This window comes from Citrobacter sp. Cb080 (assembly GCF_030334745.1).
In the GTDB taxonomy this organism is placed as follows: Bacteria; Pseudomonadota; Gammaproteobacteria; order Enterobacterales; family Enterobacteriaceae; genus Citrobacter; species Citrobacter braakii.
This window is the reverse complement of the sequence record NZ_JAOWDG010000069.1, coordinates 62,570-77,900: the sequence shown is the minus strand read 5'-3', so window position 1 is coordinate 77,900 and position 15,331 is coordinate 62,570. Positions and strand designations below refer to the sequence as shown.

The following is a 15,331-nucleotide window of genomic DNA, read 5'->3' as shown; positions in this document are numbered from 1 at the left end:
GATTAAATTGTTCCGCAAACCTTTTCAATCAATTCCGCAGGGAATTGCATTGACTGCATGATGTGCTCAACCATGCTGCATTTACGGCCGGTATTGGTATTGGTGATCACCCAGTACGGCGTGCCTGGCACGTGTTTCGGTTTGGTTTGATTACCATTTTTCAGCAGCGTCTGTTCATCTGCTGCAAAATAAACGCGCGTACGACCATGCAACGATTCCGTTGCTTCGGCGAACGCGTTTTGATCCAGTGAATAGAGTGTAGACAGCACCAGCATAAAGCGATTTACTGCTTTCTTCTGCTCCGCATATTCGTCGGACAGCAGCAGTTCACGCATCGCGCGCACTTTATCTTTTACGGGGTTAACCGGCTTCGCTTCCACGACAGCTTGCACAGCGCGGACTTCTTTTACTACCGGAGTGACAGGCTGTGATGCGGCGGAAAACTTCAACATACGCCGTAAAATGTCGGATGCGCTCTCGCCGATATGCTTGGTGTGGCTTGCAATATAGCTATAGAGTTCATCATCAACTTCAATCGTTTTCATCTTAATCCAGTGCAGTGTTTAGCTGAATACAAGTTGTTGGGGTCAACACGCGTAGTGTAAAGGCAAATCCCAACAGCGGATAGCGTCAAGCCTGGTGGCTGGCAAAACTCAGAGTAACCGTAGTTGTTGCAGCCATGTGGCAGAATGGTCAACATGATACCCTAACCCGTGAGTGTGAAAAAAAGAACTTTGCCATGAAATTGAATATCCGAGCGCAATCTGCGCAAAACCTGCACAATAATTCTCCCATCGTCCTGGTGCACGGCCTGTTTGGCAGTCTGGATAACCTGGGGATCCTGGCGCGCGATCTGGTGGCCGATCACGATATCATCCAGGTTGATATGCGAAATCATGGCCTCTCCCCGCGTTCACCTGTGATGAATTATCCGGCCATGGCGCAAGATCTGCTGGATACGCTGGACGATCAACAAATCGAAAAAGCGATCTTTATTGGTCACTCGATGGGCGGCAAAGCCGTCATGGCGTTAACCGCGTTGGCCCCGGAACGTGTCGAACGGTTGGTAGCCATCGACATTGCCCCCGTTGACTATCATGTTCGCCGTCACGATGAGATTTTTGCTGCCATTAACGCAGTAACTGACGCGCAGTCCTCTTCGCGTCAGCAGGCGGCGAGCGTCATGCGCCAGCATCTGCAAGAGGAAGGCGTGATCCAGTTTCTGCTCAAATCCTTCGTGGACGGCGAATGGCGCTTTAATGTTCCCGTGCTGTGGGAGCAATATCCTCATATTGTCGGCTGGGAGACCATCCCGGCGTGGGAACACCCGGCGCTGTTTATCCCCGGTGGCAACTCACCTTATGTTACCGAAGCGTATCGCGAACAACTGCTGGCGCAATTCCCGCAGGCTCGGGCGCACGTTATTGCAGGCGCGGGCCATTGGGTGCATGCGGAAAAACCGGAGGCGGTACTGCGCGCCATCCGTCGTTATCTGAGCGAGCAGGCTAACTGATTAAAAACTCAGCGTCTGCGCGTGATTACGCGCGTGGGCGTTGGCGTGTCTCCCCTGCTGATGTATTATGGCGGGCTATCCATCCGGGCAGACGCCTGGCTGATTGTTTCCCCGAAGTCACCAAGATCATGGCCAAAGAACAAACGGACCGTACGACATTAGATCTGTTCGCGCAGGAGCGTCGCCCGGGACGACCCAAAACTAATCCGCTCTCGCGTGATGAACAGTTACGTATTAACAAACGTAATCAGCTTAAACGCGATAAAGTTCGCGGGCTTAAGCGTGTCGAACTGAAACTGAACGCTGATGCTGTTGACGCTCTGAACGAGCTGGCCGAGGCGCGCAACATGAGTCGCAGTGAACTCATCGAAGAGATGCTGATGAACCAACTCAGCGCATTGCGCGGTCAGGCTTAGTCTGAATTTCTGCTCTAAATCATAAATCGTGTAGCACAGAGTGCAGTCCTGCGTGTTTGCTGTTTCCGCATGCCTGACTGTTCTGCTATGATTGCCCTTATCCGTGGGCAATGCGCCACCACCATTTCAATAAGTTTCAAGAGGTTATTTTACTCATGGCAATCACTGGCATCTTTTTCGGCAGCGACACCGGTAACACCGAAAACATCGCAAAAATGATTCAAAAACAGCTTGGTAAAGACGTTGCCGATGTACATGACATTGCAAAAAGCAGCAAAGAAGACCTCGAAGGGTATGACATTTTGCTGCTCGGCATTCCAACCTGGTACTACGGTGAAGCGCAGTGTGACTGGGACGATTTCTTCCCTACCCTCGAAGACATTGATTTTAACGGCAAACTGGTTGCATTGTTCGGCTGCGGCGACCAGGAAGATTACGCAGAATATTTCTGCGATGCGTTGGGTACAATTCGCGACATCATCGAACCACGCGGCGCAACCATCGTCGGTCACTGGCCAACGGCGGGTTATCACTTTGAAGCGTCCAAAGGCTTGGCTGACGACGACCACTTTGTGGGTCTGGCCATTGATGAAGATCGCCAGCCTGAATTGACCGCCGAACGCGTAGAAAAATGGGTTAAGCAGATCTCTGAGGAGCTGCACCTCGACGAAATCATCAATGCCTGATTTTGTGTGGCGCAGATTTCCATCTGCGCCACATCAATAGATAAAACCAATCAAAATAATTGCTACAAATTTGTAACTTTTTCGTCTGACCCTGTACAATGGCCGGATGCCAATCGGGTATTGCACAGTGTGTTTGTCGGCGATACCACGTTTTGATTAACAATATATGCCAGAGACTTGCAGTTTTCATTTAGCCATGGCAGTTCTATAATGAATCGCATTATCTCAAGTGCAATTTCTGTCACTTCTGTTAATGAAGTGAATCGTTTAGCTACAGGACAGATTCCGCATGACTGACAACAATACCGCATTAAAGAAGGCTGGCCTGAAAGTAACGCTTCCTCGTTTAAAAATTCTGGAAGTTCTTCAGGAACCGGATAACCATCACGTCAGTGCGGAAGACTTATACAAACGTCTGATCGATATGGGTGAAGAAATTGGTCTGGCGACCGTGTATCGCGTGCTGAACCAGTTTGATGATGCCGGTATCGTGACCCGCCATAATTTTGAAGGTGGTAAATCCGTCTTCGAACTGACTCAACAGCATCATCACGATCACCTCATCTGCCTCGACTGCGGCAAAGTGGTCGAGTTCAGCGATGATTCCATCGAGGCGCGCCAGCGTGAGATTGCGGCTAAACATGGTATTCGTTTAACCAACCATAGCCTCTATCTTTACGGTCACTGCGCCGAAGGCGATTGCCGCGAAGATGAGCATGCTCACGACGGTAAATAATGTGATGCTTTCTGAAAAGCCAACCATTCGGTTGGCTTTTTTTATGGGCGTTATCACCCCTTTTCCCCTTCCCTCCGCTCTTGTGTTGCTTTAATGTAAAATCAATAGTCCCTTCCCGGAGAGTCGAAATGGAACTTCGCCAGCTACGCTATTTTGTTCGCATTGTAGAAACCGGCAGCATGGGTAGCGCGGCGCTCGATCTCAATATTGGGGTTTCGGCACTCAGCCAGCAAATGTCCCGCCTGGAAAACGAACTCGCTATTCGCCTGCTGCAGCGCACCTCGCGTGGCGTGACGCCCACCAGCGCCGGACTGGCTTTTTACTCCCAGGCGCAGCTGGCGCTCCGCCACGCAGACGATGCAATCCTCGCCGCGCGAGAGTCCCGGCTTTCCGGGCACGTCAGCGTCGGTATGGCCCCCAGTACCGCTTCCGTTCTCGGCATGCCTTTTATTAACGCCATGCGGGAAAGCTATAGTGATGTCCGCCTGCATGTGGTGGAAAGCCTCTCTGGCAACCTGGAACGGATGATTAATACCCGCCAGATTGATCTGGCCGTGGTATTTCAAAAAGAAAAGATCCTGCGCTGGAGCGCCAGACCGATTCTCGAAGAGCGCCTGTTTTTGATTGGGACTCATGCCTTACTGGCCGATATTGCCGATGACAATATTGCGCCAGCCCAGCTGGCAAGTATCCCATTGATAATGCCCAGCCCAGGCCACGGTCTGCGCGGCAGGCTGGAAGCAATTTGTCAGGAACACGCGCTGCGCATTGAGATCGCCACAGAAATTGATGGTCTGGCGCTGCTAATGCGCGCCGTTCGCAGTGGAATCGGCGCTACTCTCCAGCCCGGCGCGGCGATTTCCCATCTCGATAAAGAGACGCTAAGAGTGATCGGCGTCCATAATCCAATACTGAGTCGCCCCAACTTTCTGGTCAGCCTTTCTGATGATGAGCTCACCCCCGCGAGCCTCGCCGCCCGCGTCGTACTAACGAAAGTGATGCATCAACTGGTGGAAGCAGGAAGCTGGCCAGGCGCCATCCTTTACAATAACTAAAGCCCTCTTTAGCACTTCGTCATAGCGCCCGCACAAGCTGTGCGTATACATTTCAATTACAAATTTAACAATTAGTTAAATGGTAATGGAGTATACGATGGTTGATGTTCTGGTGATTGGCGGTGGCAATGCCGCGTTATGTGCTGCCCTAACCGCCCGTGAGCAAGGAGCTTCGGTACTCCTGCTCGAAGCGGCTCCACGGGAATGGCGCGGGGGAAATTCTCAACACACGCGTAATCTGCGCTGTATGCATGACGCGCCGCAGGATGTGCTAGTGGAAAGCTATCCTGAAGAGGAGTTCTGGCAGGATTTGCGGCGCGTCACCGAGGGAAATACTAACGAAGCCCTGGCGCGTCTGGTGATCCGCACCTCTTCACAATGCCGCGACTGGATGCGCCAACACGGCGTTAATTTTCAACCTCCTCTCTCCGGTGCTTTACACGTAGCGCGAACCAACGCCTTTTTTATGGGGGGCGGGAAAGCCCTCGTGAATGCCTATTATCGCAGCGCAGAAAAGTTAGGCGTGCAAATCCGCTACAACACACCGGTGCAGGCGCTTGAACTGCATAACGGTGAGTTTGTGGCAGCGCTGGCAGGCGAAGAGCGCATAACCGCTAAGTCCTGCGTGCTTGCCGCTGGCGGATTTGAGTCAAACCGCGAATGGCTGCGCGAAGCCTGGGGAGAGAACGCCCGCGGCGAGTGGCCTGCGGATAACTTCCTGATTCGCGGCACGCGCTTTAATCAGGGCGTACTGCTTAAATTTATGATGGATGCCGGGGCGGACATCATCGGCGAACCCTCCCAGTCACACTGCGTAGCCATTGATGCCAGAGCGCCATTATATGACGGCGGGATTTGCACCCGCGTGGACTGCGTTTCACTCGGCATAGTAGTCAACCGTGACGCAGAACGTTTTTATGATGAAGGCGAAGATTTCTGGCCCAAACGCTACGCCATCTGGGGACGCCTGGTCGCCCAACAGCCAGGACAGATTGGCTATTCCATTATCGACAGTAAAGCCATCGGCCACTTTATGCCACCGGTATTCCCCGGCGCACAGGCGAATACGCTGGCGGAGTTGGCGCATCAGTTGGGGTTGGATGCCGAACGCTTTACCCACACCGTGACGGCGTACAACAACACCTGCCAGCCAGGTCAGTTCGACCATACCGTCCTGGACAACTGCACGACGAAGAAGTTAACCCCCGCGAAAACACACTGGGCGCGACCGCTGGACCAGCCACCTTACTACGGCTATGCCCTGCGACCAGGGATCACCTTCACCTATCTTGGGTTAAAAGTGAACGAACGCGCTGCCGTACACTTTGCCGGGCAGCCAAGCCGCAACCTGTTCGTCGCCGGAGAGATGATGGCGGGCAACGTGTTGGGCAAGGGTTACACCGCTGGCGTGGGCATGTCGATCGGGACAACCTTTGGCCGCATTGCCGGAAAAGAAGCCGCGCTGGCAGCACGTAAGGAGGCACGTCATGAAGCAGCTTGAGAAACTGATCATCGAAGCACAAATTATCACCGAGCCGGAAGCAGAAGTTGAACGTGTGATGCAGGTCTGTAACGCCTGCCGCTATTGTGAAGGTTTTTGCGCCGTGTTCCCGGCAATGACTCAGCGCCTGGAATTCGGTAAAGCGGATATCAATTATCTGGCGAACTTGTGCCATAACTGCGGCGCCTGCCTGCACGCGTGTCAGTATGCCCCACCTCATGAATTTGCCATCAACGTACCGAAGGCGATGGCGGAAGTGCGGCTCGAAACCTATCAGCACTACGCGCAACCCGCCGCCTTTGGCGCGCTTTATCGTCGCGCAGGCATCACCGTGACGCTGGCGCTGGTTTTCGGTCTGATCCTGTTTTTACTCCTCGCCATGAGTTTAAAGGGCTCGTTATTCCATCCTCCGCTGGCCGGGGATTTTTATCAAATTTTCCCGCATAACCTGCTCGCATGGATGTTTGGTTCGGTATTTATTCTGGCGATAGGTCTGCTGATGGCGGGCGTTCTGCGCTTCTGGCGCGAAATCTCTCCGGGTGTGCCGCGTTCCGCCGAAATTGCTGAAGCCTCACACAATGCGCTGACGCTGAAGTATCTCGATGGTGGGCATGGCAAAGGTTGTAACGAAGCAGATGATGCCTTCACCCTGATGCGCCGCCGGTTCCATCACTTCACCTTCTACGGTTTTATGCTCTGCTTTGCCGCCACCGTGGTGGCAACGGGCTATCACTACTTTGCAGGTATAGAAGCGCCCTATCCGTTCTTCAGCGTTCCGGTAATGCTGGGCACGTTGGGCGGCATTGGCCTGGTTGTCGGCCCAGCTGGCTTACTATGGCTCAATTTTAAGCGCTCACCGCTGCATGGCGACGCACGCCAAAAACCGATGGATCGCGGTTTTATTTTGCTGCTGCTCCTGACCAGTCTGACCGGTTTAGCGCTGCTGGCGGGAAGAGACACGTCCTGGATGGCTATTTTGCTCGCCATTCACCTCGGCGTGGTCATGGCGCTCTTTCTGACCATTCCTTATGGAAAATTTGCCCACGGATTTTACCGCTGCGCAGCCTTACTCAAGTGGGCGATTGAGAAACGGCGCGGCAAACAGGCGGGGGTCGCAGGCGACTAACCCGCAAACTCTTACCTCTATAAATATTATGATAAGACAGTGGAGCAAACCCAATGACACAACAACCATCGCGCGCCGGAACTTTCGGCGCAATACTGCGGGTAACCAGCGGTAATTTCCTCGAACAGTTTGACTTTTTTCTGTTCGGTTTTTACGCCACCTATATCGCAAAGACCTTCTTTCCTGCAGAGAGTGAATTTGCCGGGCTAATGTTAACTTTCGCCGTGTTTGGTTCAGGTTTCTTAATGCGGCCTGTTGGCGCAATTGTGCTGGGTGCTTACATCGACAGAATTGGTCGCCGTAAAGGACTGATGGTGACGCTGGCGATTATGGGCTGCGGTACCCTGCTGATTGCCCTGGTACCCGGTTATCACAGTATTGGTCTGCTGGCCCCTGTCCTGGTATTACTCGGCCGATTATTACAGGGCTTTTCTGCAGGGGTGGAGCTGGGCGGCGTCTCGGTTTATCTTTCTGAAATCGCCACCCCTGGCAATAAAGGCTTCTACACCAGTTGGCAGTCCGCCAGTCAACAGGTCGCCATTGTGGTGGCAGCTCTGATTGGTTACGGCCTGAACGCCACCCTGGGACACGATGAGATCTCTGAATGGGGCTGGCGTATTCCATTCTTTATTGGTTGCATGATTATTCCTTTGATCTTCGTGCTCCGCCGCTCGCTTCAGGAAACAGACGCCTTTTTACAACGTACGCACCGTCCCGACACCAGGGAAATTTTTACTACCATCATCAAAAACTGGCGTCTCATCGCTGCGGGTACGCTGCTGGTGGCGATGACCACAACGACGTTCTACTTTATTACCGTTTACACACCGACCTATGGTAGAGCTGTACTTCACCTGAGCGCTCGCGACAGCCTGATCGTCACCATGCTGGTCGGTATTTCTAATTTTATCTGGCTGCCGATTGGCGGGGCGATTTCTGACCGAATTGGTCGTCGTCCGGTGTTGATGGGGATTACCATCCTTGCACTAATCACCACCTGGCCGGTTATGCACTGGCTCACCGCCGCGCCAGATTTCACGCGCATGACGCTGGTTCTGCTTTGGTTCTCGTTCTTTTTTGGTATGTACAACGGGGCAATGGTCGCCGCACTCACCGAGGTGATGCCTGTCTATGTGCGTACGGTGGGTTTTTCACTGGCATTCAGTCTTGCCACGGCGATTTTTGGCGGCCTTACGCCAGTCATCTCCACAGCGCTGGTCCAGATAACCGGGGATAAAAGCTCACCGGGGTGGTGGCTGATGTGTGCGGCACTTTGCGGGCTCGCCGCCACGGCAATGCTGTTTGTCCGGCTGAGTCGGAGTTATCAACCGGTGGAATATAAACCCTGAAATGCAAACGGGCGGAAAACTCTCCGCCCGTTGTCTGTTTCATTTTTCGATTTACTGCGCAGTATTCTTGCTACGAATTTCCTGCCAGACCTTGTCGCAATCAGCATTAACGGACTGACCATTACCCGTGCGCGTGGCCTGGATGCATTGCTGATAATCCAGTACGCGTACGCTTTCTTCATTGGCAAACTGCTGATGCTGCTTTTCTTTCTTCAGCACATTCAACACGCTTTGGCAGGCTTCGATTTTCTCCGGCGATCCTTGCGCGGTAGTAATGCACGCGCTGTAGGCTTCTTTCAGACGACTGTCTTCTTTTGGTGCCGGGGATTGCGCGCAAGCCACCAGCCCGGATGCCATAACAGCGATGAGTATCAGTTTTTTCATAGCACTTTCCTCAACGATGCGGCAGGCGCCCGGCCTGCCGCTGTTGGCATTAGAAGATGGTGAACGGAGCAATAACGATGAATTTCACGTCGCGCTCATCCTGGAAGATGTTGCCGTAACCACCGCCCCAGCTCGGAATGTCTGAATGGTTGTCGTACTGGGTGAAGTGCAGTTTAAACATGGTGCCCTTCGCACGCCCCTCTTGCAGGGTATAGACCGCATCCAGGCTGTAAGAAGATTCTTCGATAGTCCGGTTTTTGTCGTAATACGCATCCGGATTGATCTGCCAGGTTGATGGCTTGGCATCCCATGCGTAAACGTAGGATGCGCCCACTGCCCAGCCCGGCAAATTCCAGTTCTTCAGGTCATACATTGCGCCGAAGAAGACAGCCTTTTCGCCGTTGGCGTTGAAGTCGGAACGGTTATCCCACCAGATATCCAGGCGACCGTTTGATGAGGCGTAGGTCGGGGTCATACGCTGCAGGAAGTACCCCTGCTGCCCGTCCGCTTTAACCCAGGTCCCTTCCAGACGCAGGTCAACCACTTCCGCCACTTTGTAGCCAAAGGTCAGCGCCTGCAGCCAGGCCGTACCGTCATAAATATCGTTCACGGTGCGATCATCAACTTTGTCGCGCGCGCCGTAGAACTGGTAGCTGGTGGTAAACGGGTTACCGCCTAAATCGAATTTATAGCTGGCTTTTGCAAAGTACTGATCGACGTAGCCTTCAGACTGACCAAATGCGGCTTCCAGCAACAGGTTATTTTTGAAGTCATATTTCGCGCCGATTGAGTGCAGATAATCTACGCTGGTCTTTTTATCAGCCTGATAGAATTTATCGACTTCAGTGTGCCATGGTGCTTTATATTCGTTGGCCCACATATAGGAGAAGCTCAGTGCACCAGCATCACCATAGTCGAAGTTGGCTCCGGCTTCAGCACCCTGATAGGTACCTGGCATAAAGCTCCAGTGCGGAGCCAACAGAGTCTGTCCGGTTGGTTGAATGTAACCAGCGCGCGCCCAGGTTGGGCCGAATTTAAATTTGGCTGCTGCTTTATAAAGGCTAATTCCGCTCTTATCGCCGGAGTAATCTTCATCATAGCCTTTATTTTTTGACGAGAATGCAATTTCGTTTGGATGGCCGCTTTCGCTACTTTCGTTCATTTCAATAGCGGTAAATGCTGCGATATCAATACCAAACATATCAGCCGCATAACCGGACTGGAAGTCGAGGTTAGCGTTCCAGGTGGAGTGAGAAAGGTTGGTTTTGTATTTGTCGTGATCGGTCACATCTTTACGGTCACGCTCACGCTGCCAGTAATAGATGCCGCCGGTTAAGGTTGAGTCATCAATAAATCCTTCGGCGTGTACCTGGGGAGCGACAACGAAACCCGACATTGCTGTGATACCGGCGATAGCCAGCGCCAGCGTACTACGTTTGCCACTAAACGTACGCATATGTTAATCCTCTTTGACGTATAACCCTTCGTTTTTCAAGCTGCATCAGTGTTGGCTTTACTCGGCCTTTGGCCTCGCCCCATCGGGGACAGCGCACACGCTGCGTCTCCGCCTTGATGCAACTCGAAATCCATTGGGTATAAAATGCTGCCGACAAAAGCGGACAGCGAAAAAACAAAAATTAAAAAAGTAGCGCTGAGAAAACCTCAGTGACTACAATGAATAGACTATTTTTCGCGACGCGAATTATCAATCTCTTTCTGTAACGAGTATGTAATAGTATGAGCAACCGCACATATTTTCTTGTTTTCTGTTACATTTTGCTTTGGGAGTAAAAAAAGTCACAAAAACAAGAAAAAATACTTTATATACATATAGATACCTTCAATTTTATTATTATATATATAATTCCACCCCTAATAATTGTCTTTGCATTCGCAAAACAAATTAATTCTCGAACGTCATTAATTCGCTCTGCAAACAGAACGTTCGAGCTCCTGAATTCACTCTCCGTCGTTGATGTGACCGTCCTCGGATTTTCCACACAAATACACTCACTTTATAAGGTTTTTATTGACAGCTACCGGGTGTCCCATTATTCAAAGATGCAGGTTATACGTATAAGTTGATAAATAAATGACAAAACGCATCACACAGAAAGACGTCGCGGCCCTGGCTGGCGTTTCACAGGCGGTGGTATCCGTGGTACTCACCAAAGGAAATCACACCTACCCACAGGAGACAGTGATCCGGGTTGAGCAAGCGGCTAATCAGCTGGGATATATACCGAACCGTTTTGCACAAGCGCTGAAAACCAATAAAACCATGTCGATCGCCTGCATCGTGCCGGATATCGCCAACCCTTTTTATGCCTCGCTCGTCCGTGGTGTCCAGTCGGTGACGGATAGGTATCACTACGATGCGATCGTGGCCAGCACCGATGGATTACGGGAAAGAGAGCTGCATTTTTTGCGCTGGTCAGCGCAGGGGCGGGTCGACGCCGTGGTAGGGACATTTTTTAACGTCGGGATGAAAGATTTTGCCCCGTATCTTCAGGCAGGGATCCCGATTGCACGTATTGAAGCCAGGATGAAAAAAAGCGGCCCGCTACCGCTGCATAATGTTTATATCGACAACGCCGCTGCCGCGCGCAGCGCCGTCGAATATCTGCTGGCACAGGGGCACCAAAATATCACGATGATCGCCAGCGCTGGCGGTCCTGAGCCTGCCAGAGTGGAAGGATATCGCCAGGCGATGACCCAGGCCGGCCGCCTTCCGCGCATCAAAATTCTGCCAGGTTTTAACGAACAGAGCGGCTATCAGATCGCGATGCAGCTGATTAATGACGGCACGCTCCCGGATGCGATTTTCGCCGCCAACGATTTAATGGCTATCGGCGTGATGCGTGCCGCAAGGGAGAAAGGCATCACTATCCCGGAGCAGCTTGCGGTGATGGGTTTCGATGATATTCCCGCCGCCGGGCTGGTGACCCCTTCCCTGACTACTATCGCCCAGTACCCGGAGCAGCTTGGGCAAAAAGCGGCCGCCCTCCCCCTGGCGCAAACTGATATCACCGCACAGCTCCAGGGCAGCACCACTGAAATGCCCTGGGGCCTGGTAAAAAGAGAATCCGCCTGAACGGCTGATAAAACACCACACAAGGATCAAACAGATGGAATTGCCTTCAGATTATGAGTCGCGCGTTTATGCAGGGGTGTTAGGGAAATTAATCGGCGTCTACCTTGGCCACCCTTTTGAAGGGTGGACCTACGAAAAAATTATGCAGGAGCTGGGGCCAATCCAGTATTACGTCCACGAAAAATTTAAGCGTCCGCTGGTTGTCACCGACGATGATGTCGCCGGAACCTTTACCTTTATCCGCGCACTGGAAGATTATGCCCTGCCGCCGGATCTGAGCGCGGAACAGATGGGGCACTGCTGGCTTAATTACATCATTGATAAGCGCACCATCCTCTGGTGGGGCGGCAACGGTAATTCGACGGAACACACCGCCTGGCTGAATCTCAAAAAAGGCATTCCGGCTCCGCTAAGCGGAGCCATTGCGACCAACGGGAAAACGATTGCCGAACAGATTGGCGCACAAATCTTTATTGATAGCTGGGCGCTTGTCGCACCGGGACAACCCCGTCTGGCGGCAGAACTTGCCAAAAATGCCGCCAGCGTGAGCCATGACGGTGAAGCGGTGTATGCCGCTATGCTCTGGGCGGCGATGGAATCACAGGCCTTTATTTGCCAGGAGATCGAACAGCTTATTGACGTCGGACTATCCGTGATCCCGGCAGAGTCGCAAATAGCCCAGCTGGTTGGCGATATCCGTCGCTGGCGACGGGAAGATAACGACTGGCAGACGACCCGCCAGCGAATCGACGACAACTATGGCTATCACAAATATCCCAGCAATTGCCACATCATTCCTAATCATGCGCTGATGATTATGGCGATCCTTTACGCGCCGGACGACTTCCAGCAGGCCCAGTGCATTGTCAATACGTCAGGATGGGACACCGACTGCAATGCGGGGAATGTCGGCTGTCTGTCCGGCATTATGCTGGGACTCCAGGGTATTGACGCAGGCCCGGACTGGCGCGGGCCGCTGGCGGACAGAATGCTGATCTCCTCAGCCGACGGGGGATTCTCCATAAACAACGCCGTGCGGATCACCGATTACCTGGTCGGGCTGGGACATCAGATTGCCGATCTGCCGCGCCCTGAAGCCAAAAAATCCGGCGCGCAGTACCATTTCTCACTACCGGGCAGCGTGCAGGGTTTCCGCTGGCTTAATGAAGAAAATGCGGCCGCGGTTGAGGTTAAGAATGAGGCGCACCTGGGGCGGCAGATGTTGAGTCTGCACTATCGCCATCTTGCGCCCGGACTTCATGCCAGCGTGACCACGCAAACCTTTACCCCGCCTGAAATCGTGGAAATGCGCAGCTACGATTTAATGGCTACCCCACTTATCTACCCAGGCCAGCGTCTTCAGGCCACCCTGATTGCGCCACCAGATAACACATCCGCGTTAAACGTGCGGCTCTGCTACCGGGTTTATGATGACAACAATCAGCTGACGCCCCAGTACGGCGACGCGCAGAGCATAGCCCCGGGTGAATCGCTAACGCTGGCGTTGGATCTCCCGGACTGCCAGGGCCAACCGATCGGCGAGATTGGCGTAACAATCAGCACAGATGCCCGCGTTGCCCGCGGTCGCCTGCTCATCGACAGTATGCGCTGGGACGGCGCACCTGAGCTGACCCTGCGTAAACCCACAGGGGAAAATAATTTCTGGTGGCGGGCCTGGGTAAACGGCGTGGATCTCTTTTCACGCCACTATCCCACCAGCTTTCGCATCTCCAAAGAGTACGACGAGGGATTGATTATTCACGGAACGCGGCAGTGGGATAACTACCGCGTTCAGAGTGACATTACGCTGCATTCAGGGGAGTACGGCGGTCTGGCTTTTCGGGTGCAGGGGATGAGGCGCTATTACGCCGCGCGCATCCTGCGCGACGGGAAATTACAGATCGTCCGCGTGCGCGACACCAGTACCAAAGTCCTGGCAGAAGCGGCGTTGTCCGACGTGTACGAGCGCCCTGTGTCGTTCGATATCGCCGTCAACGGGCAGATTATCTCCGCGACCGTTGACGGTAAAACGCTGCGCGTGGAGGACGCTGAACGCGAAGCCTTGATGGATGGCGGGATCGGTTTACTGATTTGTGCAGGTGCGCTGTCGACGGACGCTATCCATATCAGCGCCAGTTGTTAATTAACGGAAATGGACGACAACAAGGGATTAAAAATGAACATACCAAAAACAATGCTGGCGCTGATAACCGCCGTTTTGCTTTCAGGCTGTGAGGATAAACCGCAGCAGGTGAGCATCGAATTTATGCACTCCGCCGTTGAGCAGGAGCGCCAGACCGTCATTGCCGGGATCATTAACCGCTTTCAGCAAGAGAATCCGGATATTATTGTGAAGCAGGTTCCCGTCGAAGAGGATGCCTATAATACCAAAATCATTACCCTTGCCCGCTCAGGATCACTGCCGGAGGTCGTCGAGGTCAGCCATGACTATGCCAAAGTCATGGATAAAGAGCAGCTTATCGACCACAAAGCGGTGAAAACGCTGATCGACAGGCAAGGTGAAAGCGCCTTCTACGACGGCGTGCTGCGCATTGTTCGCACCGAAGACGGAACGGCCTATACCGGCGTGCCGATCAGCGCCTGGCTGCAGGGGGTCTGGTATCGGAAATCGGTACTGGCTAAAGCGGGAATCGACGAACCCAAAAACTGGACGCAGCTGCTGGAGGCGGCGCGCAGGCTGACCGACAGCGCCGGTAAAAAATATGGCATCGCGCTGCCGACGGCTGAAAGCGTCATGAGCGAACAAACCTTCTCTCAGTTCGCACTTTCAAACGGTGCCAATGTGTTCAACGCAAACGGCGACATCACGGTTAACTCAGCGGAAATGCAGGCCTCGCTGAACTATTATCGCGAACTGGCCCGCTATACCATGCCTGGCTCGAACAACGTAACAGAGATCAAAGACGCCTTTATGAACGGCACCGCGCCGATGGCGGTCTATTCGACCTACATCCTGCCAGCGATTTATCAGGATGGTTCGCTGGCGGATTTAGGCTTTGTCGTGCCGAGCGAAAAATCACCTGCCGTATTTGGCGTTATCACATCATCAACGCTCACAGCCGGTCAGACTGAGGCAGAAACGAAAGCCGCCGAAAAATTTGTCAGCTTTATGGGACAGGCGCAGAACGCGGCTGACTGGGTATTGATGTCTCCGGGGGCGATGCTGCCGGTGACGAAGGCCGCCGCGCAAAACGTCAGTTGGAAGGACAACCCTGCCGTCAAAGTCTTTGGAACTCTCCCTGAACAGCTGATTGCCCAGTACCCGAATATGCAGGTCTTTGGATCGGTCGGCGAGAAGAACTTTACGCGGATGGGGGATATTACCGGCTCGATGATCCTCAGTGAAATGGTCAATCAGGCGACGGTGGGTAAGCAGGAGACATCGGTGGTGCTGGAACGCAGCCAGCAGCGGGTTCAGGCGTTAATGCAGCATAAGTAAAACAGAAAAAT

At 53.1% G+C, this 15,331-nt stretch carries 15 protein-coding genes; 12 read left to right on the top strand and 3 right to left on the bottom strand.

The features are described from left to right. Positions 1 to 2: 2 nt before the first annotated feature. A complete protein-coding gene (gene seqA, locus OGV38_RS13025) occupies positions 3 to 545 on the bottom strand; it encodes a replication initiation negative regulator SeqA (RefSeq protein ID WP_016152261.1) in 543 nt (180 codons plus the stop codon). A gap of 194 nt (positions 546 to 739) precedes the next feature. On the opposite strand from seqA, the gene ybfF reads away from it, so the two are divergent. The 9 genes from ybfF (at position 740) to OGV38_RS12980 (ending at position 8,382) form a co-directional block, all read left to right on the top strand. Then, positions 740 to 1,513: an esterase gene (ybfF, locus tag OGV38_RS13020; RefSeq protein ID WP_032947058.1), complete on the top strand. Its 774-nt coding sequence runs from the start codon at positions 740 to 742 to the stop codon at positions 1,511 to 1,513. Positions 1,514 to 1,641: 128 nt separating this feature from the next. Further along, positions 1,642 to 1,929: a LexA regulated protein gene (gene ybfE / locus OGV38_RS13015; protein WP_003022842.1), complete on the top strand. Its 288-nt coding sequence runs from the start codon at positions 1,642 to 1,644 to the stop codon at positions 1,927 to 1,929. Between the two features lie 155 nt (positions 1,930 to 2,084). After that, positions 2,085 to 2,615, top strand: coding sequence for a flavodoxin FldA (gene fldA, locus OGV38_RS13010; protein WP_003022839.1), 531 nt, complete (start codon positions 2,085 to 2,087; stop codon positions 2,613 to 2,615). A 210-nt stretch (positions 2,616 to 2,825) separates the two neighbouring features. Further along, positions 2,826 to 2,912 carry a ryhB-regulated fur leader peptide gene (locus tag OGV38_RS13005; RefSeq protein WP_049259739.1) on the top strand — a complete coding sequence of 29 codons (87 nt, stop codon included), beginning with the start codon at positions 2,826 to 2,828 and terminating at the stop codon, positions 2,910 to 2,912. Further along, positions 2,905 to 3,351, top strand: coding sequence for a ferric iron uptake transcriptional regulator (gene fur, locus OGV38_RS13000; protein WP_003022836.1), 447 nt, complete (start codon positions 2,905 to 2,907; stop codon positions 3,349 to 3,351). Before OGV38_RS13005 ends, fur begins: the two co-directional genes overlap by 8 nt. 128 nt (positions 3,352 to 3,479) lie before the next feature. Further along, positions 3,480 to 4,406, top strand: coding sequence for a tricarballylate utilization LysR family transcriptional regulator TcuR (tcuR, locus tag OGV38_RS12995; protein WP_286473450.1), 927 nt, complete (start codon positions 3,480 to 3,482; stop codon positions 4,404 to 4,406). A 97-nt stretch (positions 4,407 to 4,503) separates the two neighbouring features. Next, positions 4,504 to 5,907 carry an FAD-dependent tricarballylate dehydrogenase TcuA gene (tcuA, locus tag OGV38_RS12990; protein WP_104651699.1) on the top strand — a complete coding sequence of 468 codons (1,404 nt, stop codon included), beginning with the start codon at positions 4,504 to 4,506 and terminating at the stop codon, positions 5,905 to 5,907. Beyond that, positions 5,894 to 7,033 (top strand): tricarballylate utilization 4Fe-4S protein TcuB, encoded by a 1,140-nt coding sequence (gene tcuB / locus OGV38_RS12985; RefSeq protein ID WP_016155982.1) that lies wholly within the window; start codon positions 5,894 to 5,896, stop codon positions 7,031 to 7,033. The genes tcuA and tcuB overlap by 14 nt, the downstream gene beginning before the upstream one ends. Positions 7,034 to 7,086: 53 nt before the next feature. Then, positions 7,087 to 8,382 carry an MFS transporter gene (locus OGV38_RS12980; RefSeq protein ID WP_141894974.1) on the top strand — a complete coding sequence of 432 codons (1,296 nt, stop codon included), beginning with the start codon at positions 7,087 to 7,089 and terminating at the stop codon, positions 8,380 to 8,382. A 51-nt stretch (positions 8,383 to 8,433) separates the two neighbouring features. Here OGV38_RS12980 and OGV38_RS12975 read toward each other — a convergent pair whose 3' ends face one another. Further along, positions 8,434 to 8,766: a ChiQ/YbfN family lipoprotein gene (locus tag OGV38_RS12975; RefSeq protein WP_016155980.1), complete on the bottom strand. Its 333-nt coding sequence runs from the start codon at positions 8,764 to 8,766 to the stop codon at positions 8,434 to 8,436. A 49-nt stretch (positions 8,767 to 8,815) separates the two neighbouring features. Beyond that, on the bottom strand, positions 8,816 to 10,222 hold the full coding sequence (gene chiP / locus OGV38_RS12970) for a chitoporin ChiP (protein WP_016152254.1): 1,407 nt from the start codon (positions 10,220 to 10,222) through the stop codon (positions 8,816 to 8,818). A gap of 636 nt (positions 10,223 to 10,858) precedes the next feature. Here chiP and OGV38_RS12965 point away from each other — a divergent pair. Genes OGV38_RS12965 through OGV38_RS12955 form a run of 3 tightly spaced genes read left to right on the top strand, consistent with a single transcriptional unit; the run spans position 10,859 to position 15,320 of the window. Then, entirely contained in the window at positions 10,859 to 11,860 is a 1,002-nt protein-coding gene (locus OGV38_RS12965) for a LacI family DNA-binding transcriptional regulator (RefSeq protein WP_286473446.1), read from the top strand. Between the two features lie 34 nt (positions 11,861 to 11,894). Then, positions 11,895 to 14,003 (top strand): ADP-ribosylglycohydrolase family protein, encoded by a 2,109-nt coding sequence (locus tag OGV38_RS12960; RefSeq protein ID WP_286473443.1) that lies wholly within the window; start codon positions 11,895 to 11,897, stop codon positions 14,001 to 14,003. A gap of 33 nt (positions 14,004 to 14,036) precedes the next feature. Beyond that, positions 14,037 to 15,320: an ABC transporter substrate-binding protein gene (locus OGV38_RS12955; protein WP_286473441.1), complete on the top strand. Its 1,284-nt coding sequence runs from the start codon at positions 14,037 to 14,039 to the stop codon at positions 15,318 to 15,320. Positions 15,321 to 15,331: the final 11 nt, after the last annotated feature.

What these genes read in the sequence shown, in the direction of transcription:
- tcuB (WP_016155982.1), top strand. Translation starts at nt 5,894, where the DNA reads ATGAAGCAGCTTGAGAAACTGATCATCGAAGCACAAATTATCACCGAG.
- OGV38_RS12965 (WP_286473446.1), top strand. Translation starts at nt 10,859, where the DNA reads ATGACAAAACGCATCACACAGAAAGACGTCGCGGCCCTGGCTGGCGTT.
- tcuA (WP_104651699.1), top strand. Translation starts at nt 4,504, where the DNA reads ATGGTTGATGTTCTGGTGATTGGCGGTGGCAATGCCGCGTTATGTGCT.
- chiP (WP_016152254.1), bottom strand. Translation starts at nt 10,222, where the DNA reads ATGCGTACGTTTAGTGGCAAACGTAGTACGCTGGCGCTGGCTATCGCC.
- fldA (WP_003022839.1), top strand. Translation starts at nt 2,085, where the DNA reads ATGGCAATCACTGGCATCTTTTTCGGCAGCGACACCGGTAACACCGAA.
- OGV38_RS12980 (WP_141894974.1), top strand. Translation starts at nt 7,087, where the DNA reads ATGACACAACAACCATCGCGCGCCGGAACTTTCGGCGCAATACTGCGG.
- fur (WP_003022836.1), top strand. Translation starts at nt 2,905, where the DNA reads ATGACTGACAACAATACCGCATTAAAGAAGGCTGGCCTGAAAGTAACG.
- OGV38_RS12960 (WP_286473443.1), top strand. Translation starts at nt 11,895, where the DNA reads ATGGAATTGCCTTCAGATTATGAGTCGCGCGTTTATGCAGGGGTGTTA.
- ybfF (WP_032947058.1), top strand. Translation starts at nt 740, where the DNA reads ATGAAATTGAATATCCGAGCGCAATCTGCGCAAAACCTGCACAATAAT.
- ybfE (WP_003022842.1), top strand. Translation starts at nt 1,642, where the DNA reads ATGGCCAAAGAACAAACGGACCGTACGACATTAGATCTGTTCGCGCAG.
- seqA (WP_016152261.1), bottom strand. Translation starts at nt 545, where the DNA reads ATGAAAACGATTGAAGTTGATGATGAACTCTATAGCTATATTGCAAGC.
- OGV38_RS12975 (WP_016155980.1), bottom strand. Translation starts at nt 8,766, where the DNA reads ATGAAAAAACTGATACTCATCGCTGTTATGGCATCCGGGCTGGTGGCT.
- tcuR (WP_286473450.1), top strand. Translation starts at nt 3,480, where the DNA reads ATGGAACTTCGCCAGCTACGCTATTTTGTTCGCATTGTAGAAACCGGC.
- OGV38_RS12955 (WP_286473441.1), top strand. Translation starts at nt 14,037, where the DNA reads ATGAACATACCAAAAACAATGCTGGCGCTGATAACCGCCGTTTTGCTT.
- OGV38_RS13005 (WP_049259739.1), top strand. Translation starts at nt 2,826, where the DNA reads ATGAATCGCATTATCTCAAGTGCAATTTCTGTCACTTCTGTTAATGAA.